The 20,372-nt window shown below is 56.9% G+C and carries 15 protein-coding genes and 2 rRNA genes; 15 read left to right on the plus strand and 2 right to left on the minus strand.

Translation table 11 applies throughout. The features are described from left to right. Window positions 1-78 precede the first annotated feature (78 nt). The 9 genes from HUW35_RS10395 (at window position 79) to HUW35_RS10435 (ending at window position 10,771) form a co-directional block, all read left to right on the plus strand. Window positions 79-2,961: ribosomal RNA gene (locus HUW35_RS10395) — 23S ribosomal RNA — on the plus strand. Window positions 2,962-3,173: 212 nt separating this feature from the next. After that, window positions 3,174-3,289 (plus strand): 5S ribosomal RNA (rrf, locus tag HUW35_RS10400). 479 nt (window positions 3,290-3,768) lie between these two features. Then, on the plus strand, window positions 3,769-4,248 hold the full coding sequence (locus HUW35_RS10405) for a glutathione peroxidase (protein ID WP_181252282.1): 480 nt from the start codon (window positions 3,769-3,771) through the stop codon (window positions 4,246-4,248). After that, window positions 4,245-4,739: a MarR family winged helix-turn-helix transcriptional regulator gene (locus tag HUW35_RS18870; protein ID WP_305075923.1), complete on the plus strand. Its 495-nt coding sequence runs from the start codon at window positions 4,245-4,247 to the stop codon at window positions 4,737-4,739. The genes HUW35_RS10405 and HUW35_RS18870 overlap by 4 nt, the downstream gene beginning before the upstream one ends. A gap of 491 nt (window positions 4,740-5,230) precedes the next feature. After that, complete coding sequence (locus tag HUW35_RS10415; RefSeq protein WP_181252283.1) at window positions 5,231-6,766, plus strand: 2-isopropylmalate synthase; 1,536 nt, start codon at window positions 5,231-5,233, stop codon at window positions 6,764-6,766. 36 nt (window positions 6,767-6,802) lie between these two features. Further along, on the plus strand, window positions 6,803-7,600 hold the full coding sequence (locus tag HUW35_RS10420) for a hypothetical protein (RefSeq protein WP_181252284.1): 798 nt from the start codon (window positions 6,803-6,805) through the stop codon (window positions 7,598-7,600). Window positions 7,601-7,640: 40 nt separating this feature from the next. After that, entirely contained in the window at window positions 7,641-8,165 is a 525-nt protein-coding gene (rimI, locus tag HUW35_RS10425; protein WP_181252285.1) for a ribosomal protein S18-alanine N-acetyltransferase, read from the plus strand. A gap of 81 nt (window positions 8,166-8,246) precedes the next feature. Then, on the plus strand, window positions 8,247-9,620 hold the full coding sequence (locus HUW35_RS10430) for an MATE family efflux transporter (protein ID WP_181252286.1): 1,374 nt from the start codon (window positions 8,247-8,249) through the stop codon (window positions 9,618-9,620). 20 nt (window positions 9,621-9,640) lie between these two features. Next, window positions 9,641-10,771, plus strand: coding sequence for an alpha/beta fold hydrolase (locus tag HUW35_RS10435; protein ID WP_219932533.1), 1,131 nt, complete (start codon window positions 9,641-9,643; stop codon window positions 10,769-10,771). A gap of 7 nt (window positions 10,772-10,778) precedes the next feature. On the opposite strand, the gene HUW35_RS10440 is transcribed toward HUW35_RS10435, so the two are convergent. Continuing rightward, window positions 10,779-12,548 (minus strand): aminopeptidase P family protein, encoded by a 1,770-nt coding sequence (locus HUW35_RS10440; RefSeq protein WP_181252287.1) that lies wholly within the window; start codon window positions 12,546-12,548, stop codon window positions 10,779-10,781. Window positions 12,549-12,838: 290 nt separating this feature from the next. On the opposite strand from HUW35_RS10440, the gene prfC reads away from it, so the two are divergent. From prfC to tpx, 6 genes are all read left to right on the plus strand, one after another. Next, window positions 12,839-14,422: a peptide chain release factor 3 gene (gene prfC / locus HUW35_RS10445; RefSeq protein WP_181252288.1), complete on the plus strand. Its 1,584-nt coding sequence runs from the start codon at window positions 12,839-12,841 to the stop codon at window positions 14,420-14,422. Window positions 14,423-14,512: 90 nt separating this feature from the next. After that, the gene (locus HUW35_RS10450) at window positions 14,513-15,148 is read left to right on the plus strand and encodes a 1-acyl-sn-glycerol-3-phosphate acyltransferase (RefSeq protein WP_255463228.1); all 636 of its coding nucleotides are present in this window, start codon (window positions 14,513-14,515) and stop codon (window positions 15,146-15,148) included. Window positions 15,149-15,165: 17 nt separating this feature from the next. Next, a complete protein-coding gene (locus HUW35_RS10455; protein WP_181252289.1) occupies window positions 15,166-15,933 on the plus strand; it encodes a TSUP family transporter in 768 nt (255 codons plus the stop codon). 3 nt (window positions 15,934-15,936) lie between these two features. Continuing rightward, window positions 15,937-16,284 (plus strand): hypothetical protein, encoded by a 348-nt coding sequence (locus HUW35_RS10460; protein ID WP_181252290.1) that lies wholly within the window; start codon window positions 15,937-15,939, stop codon window positions 16,282-16,284. 51 nt (window positions 16,285-16,335) lie between these two features. Continuing rightward, entirely contained in the window at window positions 16,336-17,742 is a 1,407-nt protein-coding gene (locus HUW35_RS10465) for a M20/M25/M40 family metallo-hydrolase (RefSeq protein ID WP_181252291.1), read from the plus strand. 156 nt (window positions 17,743-17,898) lie between these two features. Beyond that, window positions 17,899-18,393 (plus strand): thiol peroxidase, encoded by a 495-nt coding sequence (gene tpx, locus HUW35_RS10470; protein WP_181252292.1) that lies wholly within the window; start codon window positions 17,899-17,901, stop codon window positions 18,391-18,393. A gap of 91 nt (window positions 18,394-18,484) precedes the next feature. Here the strand turns inward: tpx and HUW35_RS10475 are convergent, their stop codons facing one another. Then, a complete protein-coding gene (locus HUW35_RS10475; protein ID WP_181252293.1) occupies window positions 18,485-20,371 on the minus strand; it encodes an MFS transporter in 1,887 nt (628 codons plus the stop codon). Window position 20,372: the final 1 nt, after the last annotated feature.

Below are 20,372 nucleotides of genomic sequence, written 5' to 3' on the forward strand. Positions count from 1 at the left end.
CTCTCAAGCACACAATCCGGTGTTCAAACGTTTATCGGCGTTTGGATACAAAGTCGTTAGTAGTCGTTTGTGTTGTATGGTCAAGCGACTAAGCGTATACGGTGGATGCCTTGGCAGCTGGAGGCGATGAAGGACGTAGGAGCCTGCGAAAAGTCTAGGGGAGCTGGCACACAAGCTTTGATCCTGGAATGTCCGAATGGGGAAACCCACCTGTTTTACAGGTATCCCTAACTGAATACATAGGTTAGGGAGGCGAACCCGGGGAACTGAAACATCTAAGTACCCGGAGGAAAAGAAATCAACCGAGATTCCCTGAGTAGCGGCGAGCGAAAGGGGATTAGCCCTTAAGCTATTTATGTCTTAGTGGAAGGATCTGGAAAGTTCCGCGATACAGGGTGATAGCCCCGTACACGAAAAGGCACATTTAGTGAAATCGAGTAGGTCGGGACACGTGTTATCTTGACTGAACATGGGGGGACCATCCTCCAAGGCTAAATACTCCCAGCTGACCGATAGTGAACCAGTACCGTGAGGGAAAGGCGAAAAGAACCCCGGAGAGGGGAGTGAAATAGAACCTGAAACCGTATACGTACAAGCAGTAGGAGCCCTTCGGGGTGACTGCGTACCTTTTGTATAATGGGTCAGCGACTTATTGTCTGTAGCAAGGTTAACCGCATAGGGGAGCCGTAGAGAAATCGAGTCTTAATAGGGCGTTTAGTTGCAGGCAATAGACCCGAAACCCGGCGATCTATCCATGGGCAGGTTGAAGATTGAGTAACATCAATTGGAGGACCGAACCCACTAATGTTGAAAAATTAGGGGATGACCTGTGGATCGGAGTGAAAGGCTAATCAAGCCGGGAGATAGCTGGTTCTCCTCGAAAGCTATTTAGGTAGCGCCTCGCGTCTCACCCACGGGGGTAGAGCACTGTTTGGGCTAGGGGGTCATCCCGACTTACCAACCCCATGCAAACTCCGAATACCGTGGAGTGCAATCGCGGGAGACACACGGCGGGTGCTAACGTCCGTCGTGAAAAGGGAAACAACCCAGACCGCCAGCTAAGGTCCCAAATATCAGTTAAGTGGGAAACGATGTGGGAAGGCCCAGACAGCTAGGAAGTTGGCTTAGAAGCAGCCATCTTTTAAAGAAAGCGTAATAGCTCACTAGTCGAGTCGGCCCGCGCGGAAGATATACCGGGGCTCAAACTGATAACCGAAGCTGCGGATGCTCTTATGAGCATGGTAGAGGAGCGTTGTGTAAGCCGCTGAAGGTGAACTGTGAGGTTTGCTGGAGGTATCACAAGTGCGAATGCTGACATGAGTAACGACAAGGGGGGTGAAAAACCTCCCCGCCGGAAGACCAAGGGTTCCTGTCCAACGCTAATCGGGACAGGGTTAGTCGGCCCCTAAGGCGAGGGCGAAAGCCGTAGTCGATGGGAAACAGGTTAATATTCCTGTACTTGCAATTGCTGCGATGGAGTGACGGAGAAGGCTAGGCCAGCACGGCGATTGGTTGTCCGTGTTTAAGGTAGTAGGCTGGGGACTTAGGCAAATCCGGGTCCCTAAGGCCGAGAGCTGATGACGAAGCTTACTTCGGTAAGTGAAGTGGTTGATGCCATGCTTCCAGGAAAAACTTCTAAGCTTCAGGCAATTGCGAACCGTACTCTAAACCGACACAGGTGGTCAGGTAGAGAATACCAAGGCGCTTGAGAGAACTCTGGTGAAGGAACTAGGCAAAATGGTACCGTAACTTCGGGAGAAGGTACGCCGGTTTTGGTGATGGGACTTGCTCCCTAAGCTGAGGCCGGTCGAAGTGACCAGGTGGCTGCGACTGTTTATTAAAAACATAGCACTCTGCAAACACGTAAGTGGACGTATAGGGTGTGACGCCTGCCCGGTGCCGGAAGGTTAATTGATGGGGTTAGCTTCGGCGAAGCTCTTGATCGAAGCCCCGGTAAACGGCGGCCGTAACTATAACGGTCCTAAGGTAGCGAAATTCCTTGTCGGGTAAGTTCCGACCTGCACGAATGGCGTAACGATGGCCACGCTGTCTCCACCAGAGACTCAGTGAAATTGAAATCGCTGTTAAGATGCAGTGTACCCGCGGCTAGACGGAAAGACCCCGTGAACCTTTACTACAGCTTTGCACTGAACTTTGAGCCTACTTGTGTAGGATAGGTGGGAGGCTTTGAAGCAGTGACGCTAGTCATTGTGGAGCCATCCTTGAAATACCACCCTGGTATGTTTGAGGTTCTAACTCTGGTCCGTTATCCGGATCGAGGACAGTGTATGGTGGGTAGTTTGACTGGGGCGGTCTCCTCCCAAAGAGTAACGGAGGAGTACGAAGGTGCACTCAGCATGGTCGGAAATCATGCAATGAGCATAATGGTATAAGTGCGCTTGACTGCGAGTCAGACATGACGAGCAGGTACGAAAGTAGGTCATAGTGATCCGGTGGTTCTGTATGGAAGGGCCATCGCTCAACGGATAAAAGGTACTCCGGGGATAACAGGCTGATACCGCCCAAGAGTTCACATCGACGGCGGTGTTTGGCACCTCGATGTCGGCTCATCACATCCTGGGGCTGAAGCCGGTCCCAAGGGTATGGCTGTTCGCCATTTAAAGTGGTACGCGAGCTGGGTTTAGAACGTCGTGAGACAGTTCGGTCCCTATCTGCCGTGGGCGTTGGAAATTTGAGAAGAGTTGCTCCTAGTACGAGAGGACCGGAGTGAACGAACCTCTGGTGTTCGGGTTGTCACGCCAGTGGCATTGCCCGGTAGCTATGTTCGGACGGGATAACCGCTGAAAGCATCTAAGCGGGAAGCCTCCTTCAAGATTAGATTTCCCTGACTCCTTGAGAGTCCTAAAGGGCCGTGGAAGACTACCACGTTGATAGGCTGGGTGTGGAAGCGTTGTGAGGCGTTGAGCTAACCAGTACTAATTGCCCGTGCGGCTTGACCATACAACAGAGATGGTTACTAACGATTACTGATCAGATGATCGATCAGTGGATTGTGCGCGAGACGAGACATACAGTTCTTGCGGTGTATTACTACAGAATGTTTTACCGACTTATTTGGGTTGACTGTTAACTGCGAGAGCAGTGGCAAACGGACAGTCAAGTGGCAGCGCAGAGCACAAGCTCATAAGACCAAGCCAACCCAAGCCAGTTTGCCTGACGACCATAGAACTGTGGAACCACCTGATCCCTTGCCGAACTCAGAAGTGAAACGCAGTATCGCCGATGGTAGTGTGGTGTTTCGCCATGTGAGAGTAGGTCATCGTCAGGCTTCTAAATAAAAGAAAGGGCCACCCATTTGGGTGGCCCTTTTTTTATTTTGGATACGGTGAATTACTGTCACTACCACGCAGCACCCCACACCACCAGACCGAACATAAAAAAGGCCCCGATCGCTAACGCGACCAGGGCCTTTTTTTATATCCACACACCCCTACAAAACCAAACCCGCCCAAAAAAGCACCGTCGCTTTTTTAAACGTTTTCCGCAACCCAACAACCACGCCACTCACATCCAATATCCCACACTTACCCACAGCTCTGTCCAGAGTTTCTGTGAGTAACGCGTCTGTGCATAACTGAAAAAACGTTATTAAATTCAATCCACAAGCTTGTAAGAAAAATCTGGTTACAAAGTCCTGCTCTGGACGGGCACCAAACTATCTCCAGGCTTTGCAATATGAATTTAGATTGTGCACAATCTAATTGTGTAGGAGATTATTGAAATCACGAACAAATCAGGGGAGCGCCCATGTCCGATATCTATTCCATTCCGGTTCAGTCCAGTGATGGTAAGCCCACCACTCTGGAAGAGTACAAAGGCAAAGTACTGTTGATTGTGAATACCGCGAGCAAGTGCGGATTCACACCCCAGTACAAGGGATTGGAAGAGCTGTACCGCAAGTACAAAGACAAGGGACTGGTAATACTCGGATTTCCATGCAATCAATTTGGCCAGCAGGAGCCCGGCAGCGATAGCGAAATCCAGGAGTTCTGTACCCTGAACTATGGGGTGAGCTTTCCGGTGTACGCAAAGCTAGATGTGAATGGGAGCAATGCGCATCCGTTGTTTTCCACGCTGAAGAAAAGTGCTCCGGGCATCCTGGGTACCGAGGGGATCAAGTGGAATTTCACCAAGTTCCTGGTAAACCGGGACGGGGAGGTGGTGAACCGTTATGCGCCCAAAGACAAGCCTGCAGACCTGGCCGCGGACATTGAGAGCCTGCTTTGAGTCGAACTGAACCCAAACCTGATCGCGAGGGAACGGATTCCCTGCGCCTGGATCGTCAGTTGTGCTTTGCCCTTTATGCCAGCTCTAGGGCGATGACCCGTGCCTACCAGCCAATGCTGCGCGAGTTCGGAATTACTTATCCACAATACCTGGTGCTACTGGTTCTGTGGCAGTGGGATGAGGAGCGGCGCGCTGCGGACCTTTGGACAGTCAGCGCTTTGGGGAGCGAGCTTATGCTCGATTCCGGTACCCTGACGCCACTGTTGAAGCGGATGGAGGGCCTGGCGCTGTTGCGCCGCCGGCGTAGTGCTCAGGATGAGCGGGTTACGCTGATCGAAATCACGGATACGGCGCGGGCGCTGAGGCGCGAGGTGAAGGCCTGGCGTGACAGTGCGCTGGGCGAACTGGCTGTGCCCAAGAGCAGGCTGGAAGCGCTGCACCGGGAGCTCTGGAAGTTATTAAATGCGCTGCAGGCTGACAGTTCAAAATAGGATGAATACTTCAATTTTTGTTGATTAGGTGTTTTCTCTTTGCATTGATTCTGGTTTTTTCTGTAAAAATTAGGATGACTGTTGATGTGCAGGGGATCGAGACTTATAGTTCATTCCTGAGCTGCCCGGACATTCGTCTCGGCGGAGCCGGTCGGGATGGTTCGATGTCCGTCCCGAGAATCTATATTCCCAGAAAGTTGAAGCAGCCATGTATCCCGCAGCCCCTGTCGACCAACCTGTGTCGGTCGTGAGGCCACAGGCCTCCAGATCTTTTTTCGTGCGCGTGTTGCGCCGAGACTCCGTATCGGCGAATGCCATTACCCAGATCCCTGCTGCCCTCCTACGACTAGCAAGCCTGCTACGACTGCCGCGCCGCGGCATATAATTTTATCCCCATACCTCTCTACAGAATTCCGTACTTAATTTGAGCAGTGCATAGACAGCGGCGTCACCGCTGTTTAGCCTCGGGCAAGACTAGGAGACGAGCCCTGATGAACACTAATAAAGATAAATTAGTCATTTTTGATACAACCCTGCGCGACGGTGAGCAGAGCCCCGGCGCGTCCATGACCAAAGACGAAAAAGTCCGCATCGCCAGTATGCTCGAGCGTATGCGTGTGGATGTGATTGAAGCCGGCTTTGCCATCGCCAGTCAGGGCGATTTCGAAGCCGTGCAGGCCGTGGCAGAAACCGTAAAAGACTCTACTGTGTGCAGTCTGGCCCGGTCGGTAAAAGGCGATATCATTCGCGCCGCCGAATCCCTGAAAAAGGCCAACTCTTCCCGAATCCATACGTTTATCGCGACATCCCCCATCCATATGAAGTACAAGCTCCAGATGGACCCCGAGGATGTGCTGCGTCAGGCTGTGGAGGCGGTCAAGCTTGCCCGCAATTACACCAACGATGTGGAATTCTCCCTGGAAGATGGCAGCCGTTCCGAGCCGGAGTTCATGTACCGGATCATTGAAGAGGTGATCAAGGCCGGCGCCGGGACCATCAATATTCCCGATACGGTGGGATATGGCGAACCCGGGGAATACGGCGCGATGTTCAAGCGCGTTATTGAAAATGTACCGAACTCTGACAAGGCGATATTTTCCACCCACTGTCACAATGACCTTGGCCTTGCTGTCGCCAACTCCCTGTCGGCGGTGATGAACGGTGTCCGCCAGGTGGAGTGCACCATCAATGGTCTGGGTGAGCGCGCCGGTAACGCATCTCTCGAAGAGATCGTGATGGCAGTACGGACCCGTCAGGATCTTTACCCCGTAGAAACGGGTATCGACACGACCCATATTGTGCCGACGTCGCGCCTTGTCTCGTCGATTACTGGTTTCCCGGTTCAGCCCAACAAAGCGATTGTTGGCGCCAATGCCTTTGCCCATGAATCCGGTATCCACCAGGACGGCGTGCTCAAGCACCGCGAAACGTATGAAATCATGCGTGCCGAAGACGTGGGCTGGGGCCAGAACCGTCTGGTTCTCGGTAAGCACTCCGGCCGTGCCGCGGTCAAAGCGCGCTACGAGGAGCTCGGCATCACTTTCGCTGACCCGGCAGAGTTCAATGTGCTGTTCCAGCGCTTCAAGGATCTCGCCGACAAGAAGCACGAAATCTTCGACGAGGATCTGCAGTCACTGATTTCCGGTGCCGCAGATCCGGTGGAGCACTATCAGCTCGCAGATCTCGAGGTTCGCAGCAAAAGCGGCAGCAACCCGCAGGCGCATCTGCAGGTGGTCATTGATGGCGAAAGCCACTCCTGCAGTGCCGAAGGCAGCGGGCCGGTTGATGCTACGTTCAAGGCAATCGAATCGGTGGTGGGCAGCAATGCAGACCTGAAACTGTATTCGGTCAATGCCGTTACCCAGGGCACCGACTCCCAGGGCAGCGTCACCGTTCGTCTCGAGCGTGATGGTAAACTGGTCAATGGTGTGGGTGCGGATACCGATATTCTGGTGGCATCCGCAAAAGCGTATCTGGATGCATTAAACTTGCTGGCCAGTAAAAGTAACAAGCCGCAGGGCGTTTGATCGCCTGGGCGGTGTGGCCGGTAAACGGGGACTGATGTGAACGAATTACAGCGGACGGAATATCTGACGGCACTGGGAGTTACCAGTTATATGCCGCGCTTCCGCTTGCCGTTGGCCGCGGAGCCGATCCAGGCGCCGCTGCCTCCGCCCGCTGAAGAGGCTCCTGAGGCCCCGCCCCGCGCCGCCCTGATGGCTGAAGTAGCTGCGCCTGAACAGCCCGCTGGTGACAGTGCGGATGAAGTGCGCAGCGAGCTCGCCGCACGAACTGGCTCCGTCGATCCGGCTCCGGAGCTGGGGCGGGTAATCGGCAGTATTACCAGCGAAACGCGGGTTACCGCGACAGCCAAGGCGGCGCCCGTGGCACCGCCACAGCAACAGGTGGCCCCATTTGTGCTGAGTTGCTGGTGGTTGGGCGAAGAAGTGCTCGCAGTCGACAGTCGCGAGCCCGGAACCGCACTGCCGGTGGAGTCTCTGTTTGGCAATATTGCCCGGGCTCTGGGCTGGCACCAGCTGCCGACCGGGCGCGACAAGTTGCGCTGGCCGCTGACGGAAAACCCGTTCGCTGCAGCCGCCGGGGCCGATGATGCCCGGGATACCTGTTCGAGCTGGCTGGAAGCGGCGTGCGCGCGCAAGCCGGTCAAGTCCATCTGGTTGATGGGCGAGCAGGCTCAAAGTTACTGCGCACCAGTGACTTTGGATGGTCCCGTAAACGACTGGCAGGGCGTATCGTTAGTGTCCATGCCCAGCCTGACCGAGCTGCTGACACAGCCGGCCCGCAAGCGCGAAGTGTGGAATCTACTGCGCAAGCTATACCCCGAACAGACTCGCCGCTAAACTGCCGTACCCGGCAACGGCCGACCATGGAAGTCGCCTTTTGAAATCTCACTCCCGTGATGCTCGCCCCGCGCCCGACGTCGATGCGGTGACCACCTTGATCCTGCAACAAGCGCAGCTGTCAGATGCCGACGCCCTGGCAACCCTGGCACGCAGTGCCCACAGCCACCCGTGGAGCGCAAAACAATATCGCGATAGCCTCGAGTCGGGCCATATCTGCTGGGTATTCCACGCGCCGGCTAATGCGACGCCGGGCGCAATCGATGAGCGGGAGATTGCCGCCTGCTGTGTCGTCAGCCGCGTGTTTGATGAAATAGAAATTCTCGACGTGGCAGTGGCTCCGCGCTGGCGACGCTTGGGTGTCGCGGAGCGGTTACTGCAGGACATTTTTTCCTGTCTGCCCGAGGACGTGGCGCGGGTCCTGCTTGAAGTGCGGGTATCCAATCGCGCGGCGCGTGGGCTCTACCACAAGCTCGGTTTTACCGAAGACGGTCGCAGGAAAAACTACTATCCGAAGTCCGATGGCAGCCGCGAAGACGCATTGCTGATGAGTCTGGTATTGTAGGCGCCTGCTAGCGGGCAGCCGCTCCGGCCGCGCCAATATTCCTCGCCGCGTTTACCGGGACTGCCATTGACCGGAATACACATGCCATCGAATCGTAATCAACCGTCCCTGCTTGAAGGCCCGGTCGCGGGCCACCTGCGTCGCCTCGCCTTGCCGATGGTGTGGGGCATCCTCGCCACCATGTCGTTCAATGTGGTGGATACCTATTTTGTTGCGCAACTGGGCAGCGCACCGCTCGCCGCCATGAGCTTCACTTTTCCTGTGGTGATGGTCATCAACGCCCTTGCCATCGGGCTGGGTGCGGGGACTTCCTCCGCCGTTGCACGCGCCTACGGCGCAGGCGACATGCAGCGGGTGCGGCAACTGGTCAGCGACGCCACCTTCCTGGCTCTGCTTATCGCGCTGGTGGTCAGCGCCGCAGGCCTGCTCACCATTGAGCCATTGTTCCGCCTGCTCGGTGCACAGGAGCGACTGTTACCGCTGATCGCCGACTATATGGTGCCCTGGTATTTCGGTGCGGTTTTCGCCGTGGTGCCGATGGTATCGCTGTCGGCATTGCGGGCTATCGGTAATAGCGCGATTACCGGGCGAATTCTGATGGCGGTGGCTTTCTTCAACCTGATACTGGATCCGCTGCTGATTTTTGGACTGTTCGGGTTTCCGCGCCTGGAATTGCAGGGAGCGGCGTTGGCGACGGTGATTGCACGCGGTCTGAGCTTTGCCATCGCGCTTTATGTGCTGGTACGGCGAGAACATATTCTGGGGACACCCAGCTGGCAGTGGCCTGCGCTGCGGGAGTCGTGGCGCACCCTGTTGGCAGTGGGGCTGCCAGCGATCGCTACCAATGTGATCATCCCCATGTCCGGTGGCGTGGTAGTTGCGCTGGTTGCCAAGCATGGCGCCGATGCGGTGGCGGGCCTCGGTGTTGCCCTGCGTATCGAGCCGGTGGCATTAATCGTGTTTTACGCTCTGTCTTCGGTGGTGGGGCCATTTATGGGACAGAACGCGGGTGCCGGAAGGTACGATCGGCTACTGCAAACGGTTGCGGTGCTGGCGAGGTTCTGTATCGCTTTTGGGCTGGGGCTGGCCGTAACCCTGTGGCTTGTGGGGGAAACGCTGGTTTCCCTGTTTAGTGAATCCCCGGAGGTTATCGCAGTCGCTATCGCTTACCTCAGCCTGGTGCCATTCAGTTATGCCGGTTACGGTTTTGTGATGTCTGCTAATGCCGCTTTTAACGGCCTCGGCCACCCGCTACCGGGCACGCTGATTTCCTTCCTGCGGGTGCTGGGTTTGTACCTGCCGCTGGCCTGGTTGGGCAATCACTACTGGGGAATCACCGGGCTGTTCGTGGCGACGTTGATTTCCAACCTGGTATTGGGCGGCGCTGCCTGGTGGTGGTTGCGCCGCTATCTGGGTGGACATCAGTCCGAGCTCAGCAGTGTGGCGGTTAAGTAAAATAAACAGGAATGTGTCGGATGATCTGTGCTGAACGTTTTTCTGCAATAGCGCTACACAAGGGATTTTCCTGTGTCTTATTGCTGCTGTTTGCCGTGCTTTCAGCGAGTCCTGTCTCTGCCAAAGAGAGCCCGTTTGATCGTTACCCGATTCACTTTACTACTGTGAATGACACCGCCATTGCCTATCAGGATATGGGGCCAAATGACGGCGAACCGGTTCTGCTGATCATGGGCCTCGGGGCTCAGATGCTGCACTGGGGGGATACGCTGGTACAGGGACTGCTGGATCGCGGCTACCGCGTTGTGTTGTTGGATAACCGCGATGCGGGACTGTCGCAGAAATTCTACGGTTTATCCGCGCCGCCAGTTTGGTGGACGGTGGTGCGCACCAAGGTCGGGTTCTATCCCACCCCCGCCTATACCCTCGAGGACATGGCGGCCGATGCGGTGGGTGTACTGGACGCGCTGGAAATATCGCGCGCACATGTGGTGGGCGCCTCCATGGGAGGAATGATTTCCCAGGTTTTGACTGCCAACTATCCACAGCGGGTTGCCAGTCTCACTTCCATCATGTCCAGCTCCGGCGCACCGGACCTGCCGGAGTCCAGCCGCGAAGCCATTATGGCGTTAGCAGAAGGGGCCAAGTCAGGGCTTGCCCGGGACGAGGAGCTGGAGAATAGGGTGATGATCGCACGCGCGATTGGATCGCCAGAGTTTTTCGATGAGGAATACGCGCGGCAGCTGGCAACCCGGGTATTGAATCGCGGCAGTTATCCACCGGGAACCATTCGACAGCTCCAGGCCATTCTCGCCAGCGGTGATCGCTCTCCCATGCTGGCAACCATCGATGTGCCGACCCTGGTGATTCACGGCGACCGAGACCCGCTACTGCCACCGGACCACGGGCGGGATACTGCGGAAAAGATCCCCGGCGCCCAGCTGGTGATGATAGCGGGGATGGGACATTCACTGGAGCCAGAGGTCAGTGAGCGTGTACTCAATGTGCTGCCCCCGTTTTGGGAGTCGGAGCATAGCGGGGATATCAAGAAGTCCGCTGACCGGCCCGAAAAATCGGTCGAGCCGGAAACTGTTGTCCTGAGTATTGAAGAACCCGAGGCACCCGCCAAGCCTTCGGGTGCTGCTCACTGAGTGCTATTTAATAGATGGGCTGAGTAACCGCATCCAGCCACACTTGAGTTTTTTCATCCACCAGTGGCATCAGGGTTTCGCGTACTTTCCGGTGATAGTCATTTAGCCACTGCAATTCCTTTTCCGTCATCAGGGTCGGCTCGATCAGCTGGCGTTCGATTGGTGCAAGCGTCAGTTCCTCGAATTCCAGAAAGCCTGCATGCTCAGGGCTCTCCCTGACGAAGATCAGGTTTTCGATGCGGATACCGTATTCGTCCGTCAGGTAAAAACCCGGTTCGTTGGAAACGATCATGCCCGCTTCCAAAGGTATATTGGTATTCGCCTTGCCGATACGCTGCGGACCCTCGTGCACGCTCAGAAAACTGCCGACGCCGTGTCCGGTCCCGTGGGCGTAATCCAGTCCGGCATCCCACAGGGATTTGCGGGCGAAGGCATCGATCTGCTCGCCACAGGTGCCGACGGGGAAGCGCAGGCTCGCGATGGCGATATGCCCCTTGAGCACCCGGGTGAAATGATCTTTTGCCTGCGCGGGGAATTTGCCCAACGCGACGGTGCGGGTGACGTCGGTGGTGCCATCCGGGTACTGGCCGCCGGAGTCGATCAAATAAATGCCCTGGGCTTCCATCCGCAGGCTGGATTCCGGGGTTACGCGGTAGTGCACAATTGCGCCGTTACCCCGATAGCCGGAGATGGAATCAAAGCTGTCGTCGGTGAATCCCTCCCGCTGTTCGCGTTTTTCCCGCAGCAGTTTTACCGCTTCCAGTTCACCAAAATTTTCTCCCTTTACCGCGTCGGGCAGCTCTGCGAGAAACTCGCACAGGGCGGCGCCGTCGCGGATATGGGCCGCGCGGCTGCCTTCCAGTTCCACAGAGTTCTTGATGGCCTTGGCGCCGGTGATTGGGTCTCGCTCGAGCAGTACCTGTATTTCGCGGTTTCTGAGTTCGTGCAGGGTCCAGCAGTTGGTGAGTGCGGGGTCTGCCCACACCCGCTGCACATGCTGGCGCTCGGCGGCGGCAAACAGTGCAGATTTTTCGGTCACCAGTTCGACCTGATGGCCGAGGTGCTGGCGCAGGGCGTCGCCGATGGCGTTTTCCGCCAGGTACAGGGTGGCGCTGCCGTCCCTGTACAGGAAGCCCATAGAGAGGGCGACGGGCAAATGTGGGATATCACTACCGCGGATGTTGAACAGCCAGGCACACACTTCGGGGTTGGCGAGCCACAGGGCTTCCTGGTTTTTGTCGGCGAGCAACTGGGCGATACGCTGGCGCTTGCTGTCGGAATCTTCGCCGGTAAAGGTCTGGGGATGGGGGCGCGCGGGGCCGGAGGGCGCCGCAGGACGGTCCTGCCAGATACTGTCGATGGGGTTGGTGTCCAGGGCGCGCAGCTGGATACCGCACTCGTCCAGACGTTTCTTGAGGGGGGCGAGGCCGGGTTCGGTGTGTAGCCGCGGATCGTAGCCGAGGACGTCGCCTTCACGGAGGGCGCTGCACAGCCAGTTGGCGATGTCTGCGGGGGCGAGGTTGTGCTGCTCGATGGGCTGGGTGCCGATCTGCTGTTTGGCCTGGATGGTGTAGCGGCCATCGACGAACAGGGCGGCGCGCTCGGTGGTGACGGCGGCGAGACCGGCGGAGCCGTCAAAGGTGGTAAGCCAGGCGAGACGCTCGTCAGCAGCGGGAACATATTCGTTCTGGTACTCGTCGCACCGGGGCACCAGGAAGCCCTGTACCTGCTGTGTGGATAGCGCCTGCTGTAGTGCCTCCAATCGTTCCTGACTCATTATTCACCTCTGTCTATTGAGTGCCGTGGCGGATCCAATAACCGGGGACAACTTGCGGGACACGCCGTGAACCCATCCCTGGGGGCTCGGCTGCGGCCATCCAGGCCGCAGACGGTCCCGCAAGTTGCCCCCGGTCATTGGATCCTTCATATCGCATATTGTTGTCACTGGAAGCAGAGCCAGCCAAATTTAGCCGCAGTCTAGGTTCCTCGAATCGCCATTTCCAGCGATTCCCGCGCGCCAGACGTGTATAATGCGCGCCTGTTTTTTATCCAGTCTCAAGTTGCATTATGGGTCAGTCTTCAAACTTGGCGGGCATCAATGGCCGCCGTACCTTTGCCATCATCTCCCACCCGGACGCCGGTAAAACCACGGTGACCGAGAAGCTGCTGTTGTTCGGAAATGCGATCCAGCTGGCGGGGTCGGTCAAGGGCAAGAAGGGCCCCCACGCGCGTTCTGACTGGATGACCATGGAGCAGGAGCGGGGTATTTCCGTGACCTCCTCCGTGATGCAGTTCCCCTATAAGGAGCGGGTGGTGAACCTGCTGGATACCCCGGGGCACGAGGACTTCTCCGAGGATACCTACCGGGTACTGACCGCGGTGGACTCCGCATTGATGGTGATCGATGGCGCCAAGGGTGTCGAGGATCGCACCATCAAGCTGATGAACGTGTGCCGCCTGCGTACCACGCCGATTCTGTCGTTTATCAACAAGCTGGACCGGGATATCCGCGATCCCATCGAGGTGATGGACGAGATCGAGGAGGTCCTGAATATCCAGGCGGCGCCGATCAACTGGCCGCTGGGCTCCGGTAAGCTGTTCAAGGGTGTGTACAACCTCTATACCGACACCATCCACGTGTTCAAGCAGGGGCAGGGGCACACGATTCCCGAGGATATCCAGATCAAGGGACTGGATTCCGATGAGGCGACAGCGTTGCTGGGCGAAGACGCGGAGGAAATTCGCGAGGAAATCGATCTGGTGCGCGGCGCGACCCACGAGTTTGACCTGGAAGCTTACCGTGCGGGCGAGCTGACGCCGGTGTTCTTTGGTACGGCGCTGGGCAACTTTGGTGTGCGCGAGATGCTCGACGGTTTTGTGGAGTGGGCGCCAGGTCCTCAGTCCCGCGCTACCAATGATCGCGTAGTACAGCCCAGTGAGGACAAGTTTTCCGGCTTTGTTTTCAAGATCCAGGCAAATATGGATCCCAAACACCGCGACCGGATTGCCTTTATGCGTGTGTGCTCCGGCACCTATAACCGCGGTATGAAAATGAAGCATGTACGTATCGGCAAGGATGTAAAAATTGCCGATGCAGTGACCTTCATGGCCGGCGACCGCACCCATGTGGAAGAGGCTATTGCGGGCGATATTATCGGCTTGCACAACCATGGCACCATTCAGATTGGCGATACCTTTACCGAGGGCGAGAACCTGAAATTTACCGGTATCCCCAACTTTGCGCCGGAGCTCTTCCGTCGTATTCGTCTGAAAGACCCGCTGAAACTGAAACAGTTGCAGAAAGGGCTACAGCAGCTGTCCGAAGAAGGATCTACCCAGGTTTTCTTCCCGCTGGATAACAATGACATCATTGTCGGTGCGGTGGGGGTGCTGCAGTTTGAGGTGGTCGCCTATCGTCTGAAGGACGAATACAAGGTGGAAGCCATTTACGAAAATGTAAATGTGAACACCGCACGCTGGGTCGACAGTGAAAGTGCCAAAGAGCTGGAAAACTTCAAGCGCAAGGCCAGCACTAACCTGGCTCTGGATGGATCGGGACACCTGACCTATCTGGCACCTACGCGGGTGAACCTGCAGCTGGCGGAAGAGCGTTATCCAGATGTGCGTTTCTACGCGACGCGGGAACACTGATTCCCGGTATTATTGGCTGCCCTGGATTTTTGATTCCTCGGCATGATTGTGTGTCTATAGCAGTACTTACGCAGTAACCATTGAGAAGAGATGATGACCGTGACTGTTGCCAAGAAAACCACCATCCCCGCGCATTTGCCTGAAGAAATGCCACGTAACGGCAACTGGTTTACCCGTGGCACCGGTCTGTTGATCGTGAAAGCACTGGGCTGGCGTATCCATGGCGAGTTTCCGCAAGAAAAGAAGGTGATGGTGGCGTTGGCCCCGCACACTTCCAACTGGGACTTTGTGGTGGCGATGCCATTTATCCTTGCGCTGGGCCTCAAGGCGTCCTGGCTGATGAAGAAGGAAGCGTTTTTCTTCCCGTTTAAAAACTTGTTCAAATGGCTCGGCGGAATCCCCACCGATCGCTCTGCTGCGGGTGGAATGGCCAAGCAGGTAGCGAGTCAGTTTCGAAAGAATGAAAAAATGTGGGTCGCCATTACCCCGGAAGGTACCCGCAAGAAGACCGCTAAATGGAAGAACGGGTTTCTGCGTATTGCCTATGCGGCGGATGTGCCAGTGGTTCTGATAGCGTGGGATTTTCCCAGCAAGCAGATCTGTGTGGACTCTGTTTACCGGCCCACCGGTAATCTGGAAAACGATATGCGTGAAATCCAGAGACGTTTCCATAAATACCAAGGTCGCAACCCGGAATACCAGACGGATTTTGACGAAGCGGCCTGAACCAGACCGGAGAATGAGTGATTCAACTTGCCGGTGACCTGACACCCGCTGTCTATCTGATTCTTACCATAGTCGCCTTTGCCGCTGGCTTTATCAGCTCTATTGCCGGCGCCGGCGGCATGATCACCTTGCCGGCACTGCTGTGGGCCGGCATACCACCGCTGGATGCGCTGGGAACCAATAAATTCCAGAGCGTTTTCGGCACCCTGTCTTCGACCCTGAATTTCTTCCAGAAAGGGCACCTGGATTTTCGTCCCCTGTGGCCGGGCTTGCTGGCGGCCATTGGTGGTTCCTGTCTGGGCACCTGGTCGGTAACCCGGCTCGGGGGAGAGCAGCTGCAGACCCTGCTGCCGATACTGTTGATCGTCATTTCCCTGTACTTTGCATTTTCCCCGCGCATTGCCGATATCGATGCAAAGCCGCGAATGGGCAACGGCTGGTTCAACCTGTTGATCGGTGGGGGGATCGGCTTTTACGGTGGATTTTTCGGGCCCGGTATGGGTTCCTTCTACGCGCTCGCATTTGCCGCGCTGCTGGGGTACAACATGCGCAAGGCTACGGCACATACCAAACCGCTGGTACTGGCTACCAATACCACATCCATGTGTATATTCATGGCCGCCGGGCACCTGTTGTGGTCCCTGGCCCTGTGCATGTCTGCGGCCCAGTTTGTCGGCGCCAGGCTGGGGTCGAATCTGGTGATCGCGCGTGGCGCGGCACTGGTGAAGCCCGTAATCATCGTGGCCACCCTTGTCCTGGCGGTCAAACTTTTACTGGAGGCGTGATCCGTGACAATCGTCATAACCCTGTGCCTCTCTTTTGCGATTTTTGCCCTGATTATCTGGGGCTTGATGCATATGCGGACGCCGCGTTTCCGGATGGAGAGGGCAGACTTCCAGCGCGGCCTGGAAGATGTGATTGCCGGGCAGGCAGATGAAAATGAATGGCGGATCCTGACGGGCTACCCCATGCGCCATGACCCGGCCCTGGAAAAATTGCGGCTCGAGTGCCTGCAAATTGAAGAAGACGAATACACCGGTAAACTGCCTTATCTGTTTACCGAAGCGGGCCTGCGCAAGCTGCGCGACCTGCGGGAGCGCTTGCTGGCACTGCCATTGCAGGAAGAATCCGAATAACGCCTGATATCGAAACCCTATAAAAACCCCAATGCTGTAACTGGAGAAATCATGTTGAACCCCCTGAAGAGTATTGCCGGCGGATTGGCCGCCGCACTGGTGGCGGTGGCTGCCCAGGCTACGCCCCTGAAGCAGGAAGACCTGTCTGTAGCAGAAGTGCTGCGCGATCGCGCGCTGGAATCCTCTGATGCCTACAGTATCGTCGAGTCCCTGACCGTTGAAGTGGGTCCGCGTCGTGCCGGTACCAAGGGGGATGAACGCGCAGTGGCCTGGGCGCAGGAAAAGATGAAAGCGCTGGGGTTTGACCGGGTCTACACCGAACAGATCGATGTGAAGCGCTGGGCCCGTGGCCATGCGCACGCGGAAGTAACGGCACCTTTCCCGCAGCCGCTGGTAGTGACCTCCCTGGGCTACGGGGCCTCCACCCCGGAAGGCGGGCTGACCGCTGAAATCGTGGAATTTGCCGATGTGGAAGCGTTGATGAAAGCACCGGCGCGCAAGGTAAAAGGCAAGATCGCATTCATCAACAAGCGCATGGAGCGCGCCCGTACCGGTGAAGGCTATGGTCCCGCGGTACAGGGACGCAGCAAGGGGATGCGTGCCGCAGCCGAGAAAGGCGCCGCAGCGATGCTGCTGCGCTCCGTGGGTACCGACTCCGATCGTTTCCCCCACACCGGCATGATGTCTATCGATGGTGTCGAGAACCCGGTTCCCGCGCTGGCCCTGTCCGCACCGGATGCCAACCTGCTGGAGGCCATGCTGGAGCGCGGCAAGCCGGTGGAGGTGAAGCTGAACGTGCACAATGAAGCGCTGGCGGACGGCCCTTCTTTCAATGTGATTGGCGAAGTGGTTGGTCGCGAGAAGCCGGAAGAAGTGGTTCTGATCGGTGCACACCTGGACAGCTGGGACGAAGGTACGGGCGCTCTGGATGACGGTGCTGGCGTTGCCGTGGTGATGGAGACCGCGCGCCTGATCGCAGAATTGCCACAACGCCCCCGTCGCACCCTGCGCGTAGTGCTGTTCGGCGCCGAGGAAATTGGCCTCGTCGGTGCCAAGCAGTACGTGGAAGCCCATCAGAACGACCTGGAAAAAATCATTATGGTGTCCGAGTCGGATTTCGGCGCCGGCAAGATCTGGCGCTTTGACACCCGTATTCCCGAGAGCAAGTTCGCCATCGCCGACCAGATGATGCAGCTGCTGGCGCCGCTGGGCATTGAGCGCGGCAATAACAAGTCCTCCGGCGGTCCGGACAGCAGTGTGTTTGTAGCTCAGGGCGTGCCGGCTATGGGACTGTATCAGGACGGTACCGACTACTTCGATTACCACCACACGCCCAACGATACGCTGGACAAAGTGGATCCGGATAACCTCAAGCAGAATGTGGCTGCGTGGGTGGTGATGTCTTTCCTGGCGAGCGAAATGGAAGGGGACTTTGGTCGGGTGCCGACCGAACACTGATCAGCCTGTCGCTTGTTTTTACGCCAAAAGCCCCGCAATTTGTGGGGCTTTTTCGTTTCCAGCCATTGCCTGTGTATTACCCGCCAGTTGATTGACAAGGCCATATCCCCTCGGCATGCTGCCTCCACTTTCATCAGTCAAGTCAAGGAATACGCAATGGCCAATATCACCCTGAAAGGAAACCCGGTTACCACTGTTGGTGAACTGCCTGCCGTGGGCAGCCAGGCGCCGGCCTTTACCCTCGTGCAAGGGGACCTTTCCGAGATTACCCTGGAGGACTTCGCGGGCAAGCGTGTGGTGCTGAATATTTTCCCGTCTGTGGATACCCCGACCTGTGCCACCTCGGTGCGCACTTTCAATGAAAAGGTCTCTTCCCTGGATAATACTGTCGTGGTGTGTGTGTCCGCGGACCTGCCGTTTGCCATGAGCCGCTTCTGTGGTGCCGAGGGGATCGAGAATGTGAAGCTGGGTTCGGCGTTCCGCGCGAGCTTCGGTGACGATTACGGCGTGGCGTTTGAGACCGGTCCATTGAAAGGGCTGCTGTCCCGCTCGGTGGTTGTGATCGATGAAAACGGCAAAGTGGTTTACACCGAACAGGTGGCAGAAACCGCGGATGAGCCGAGCTACGAGGGTGCCATCAGCGCACTCTGATCTCCGGCCAAGACCGCCTCTAAACAAAAACGCCGCGACTACTGTCGCGGCGTTTTTGTTTAAGCGGAGTTAAAGGTAATGTCCTTTCTCGTTAGCGATGCTGTCCGCGCAAATCCAGCACGGTTTCCTGCAGCGCTTCCGCCTTGACTTCCGTCGCTGCCAGCGGGTTTCCCGCTACCACACAGACGCGTGACCAGAAACGGCGGGGCAGGGTACTGAACGCCGAGCCGTCCTTGTGGCTGAAAAAACTGCCCCACAGGCCGCGCAACGCCATGGGGATTACCGGCACCGGGGTCCGCTGCAGAATCTTCTCAATCCCGGCCTTGAAAGGTTGTAGTTCGCCATCTTTGGTCAGCTGGCCTTCGGGGAAAATACACAGCAGATCGCCGTCTTTCAGCCCCTGTTCAATCTCCGCAAATGCCTGTGCATAACCTTCCGGGTCCTGTTGCTTGGAGCAGATGGGTATGGCGCGGCTGGTTTTGAAAATAAAATGCAAAACCGGGATTTCGTAGATGGGCTTGTACATGATAAAGCGGATAGGGCGGCGCACCGCCCCTGCCAGCAGCAGCGCATCCACGTAGCTCACATGGTTGCAGGCAATGATCGCCGCACCTTCCGCAGGGATCTTGTCCAGGCCGTGGTGTTTTACCCGGTACATGGTGTGCGACAGCAGCCAGATCAGCAGGCGCATGGCGAATTCCGGCACCCGGTTGAATACGAAAATCGCAACCGCTGCATTCATCAGCGCGATGATCAGGAAAAACTGCGGGATGGTCGCTGCGAGCACGTTGAGGAACACAATTCCCAGCACCGCGGCGACCACCATAAACAGCGCATTCAGAACATTGTTTACCGCAATAATGCGTGCGCGAATGGTTGGATCTGAGCGTTCCTGCATCATGGAGTACAGCGGCACGATAAAGAAACCGCCGAAGATCCCGATCAGGGTCAGGTTGATCAGAATACCCAGTGCGCCATCGTTGGCCCAGAAAGCGGCGACGGTGGACTCCACCGGGGGTTGGTAGTTGCCTGTGGTGGAGGCCAGCAGAATCCCGACGACGGTCAGCCCTGCCGCACCGATGGGCACCAGCCCCAGCTCAACGCGCCCGCCGGAAAGCCGTCCGCACAACAGCGAGCCAACTGCCACGCCGATGGTAAAGCAGCACAGCAGCAGGGTAACCAGGGATTCACTGCCGCCCAGGACATTGCGCGTAAGGCTGGGGATCTGGGTAAGGTAGGCCGCGCCCAGCAGCCAGAACCAGGAAATACCGATAATCGCGTAAAACACCGAGGGTGTTTTCGCTGCCTCTTTCAGAATCCGGCCGGTCTGGGTGACGGGGTTGTAATTGATTTTCAGGTCCGGCGCCGGTGCCTCGGCCCGCGGGATATTGCGCGCGGCGAGATAGCCCAGGGACGCGGTGATCATGATGATGGCAGATATCCACCACAGCCCGGATTCTCCCTCGCCGGTGCGGCCCGCCAGCAGGCCACCGACAATGGTGCCGAGCAGAATGGAAACGAAGGTGCCCATTTCCACCAGTGCATTGCCGCTTACCAGCTCGGTCTTTCTCAGGTGCTGGGGGAGGATGGCGTATTTTACCGGACCGAAAAAAGCCGATTGCACACCGAGCAGAAACAGGACGGTGAGGCACAGATAGTTATTACCACTGAACAGCGCCCCGACACCGAACGCTCCGATGCCAATTTCCGCGAGCTTGATCCGCCGGATCAGCACACTCTTGTCGGTCTTGTCCGCCACCTGGCCGGCCGTGGCGGAGAACAGGAAAAACGGCAGGATAAACAGGCCCGCGGCGAGGTTGATCAGAAAGTTGGCTTCAGTGGCGGCGAGGCGGAAGGCGATCATCACGATCAATGCGTTCTTGAACACATTGTCGTTGAAGGCACCGAGAAACTGGGTACAGAAGAAGGGTAAGAAGCGTCGGCTGCCAAGCAGCTGAAACTGGTTATCGTGGGCCATA

This window comes from Microbulbifer sp. YPW1, from assembly GCF_013367775.1.
Taxonomy (GTDB): domain Bacteria; phylum Pseudomonadota; class Gammaproteobacteria; order Pseudomonadales; family Cellvibrionaceae; genus Microbulbifer.

What these genes read in the sequence shown, in the direction of transcription:
- HUW35_RS10405 (WP_181252282.1), top strand. Translation starts at nt 3,769, where the DNA reads ATGTCCGATATCTATTCCATTCCGGTTCAGTCCAGTGATGGTAAGCCC.
- HUW35_RS10415 (WP_181252283.1), top strand. Translation starts at nt 5,231, where the DNA reads ATGAACACTAATAAAGATAAATTAGTCATTTTTGATACAACCCTGCGC.
- HUW35_RS10430 (WP_181252286.1), top strand. Translation starts at nt 8,247, where the DNA reads ATGCCATCGAATCGTAATCAACCGTCCCTGCTTGAAGGCCCGGTCGCG.
- HUW35_RS10435 (WP_219932533.1), top strand. Translation starts at nt 9,641, where the DNA reads ATGATCTGTGCTGAACGTTTTTCTGCAATAGCGCTACACAAGGGATTT.
- HUW35_RS10440 (WP_181252287.1), bottom strand. Translation starts at nt 12,548, where the DNA reads ATGAGTCAGGAACGATTGGAGGCACTACAGCAGGCGCTATCCACACAG.
- prfC (WP_181252288.1), top strand. Translation starts at nt 12,839, where the DNA reads ATGGGTCAGTCTTCAAACTTGGCGGGCATCAATGGCCGCCGTACCTTT.
- HUW35_RS10450 (WP_255463228.1), top strand. Translation starts at nt 14,513, where the DNA reads ATGATGACCGTGACTGTTGCCAAGAAAACCACCATCCCCGCGCATTTG.
- HUW35_RS10465 (WP_181252291.1), top strand. Translation starts at nt 16,336, where the DNA reads ATGTTGAACCCCCTGAAGAGTATTGCCGGCGGATTGGCCGCCGCACTG.
- tpx (WP_181252292.1), top strand. Translation starts at nt 17,899, where the DNA reads ATGGCCAATATCACCCTGAAAGGAAACCCGGTTACCACTGTTGGTGAA.
- HUW35_RS10475 (WP_181252293.1), bottom strand. Translation starts at nt 20,371, where the DNA reads ATGGCCCACGATAACCAGTTTCAGCTGCTTGGCAGCCGACGCTTCTTA.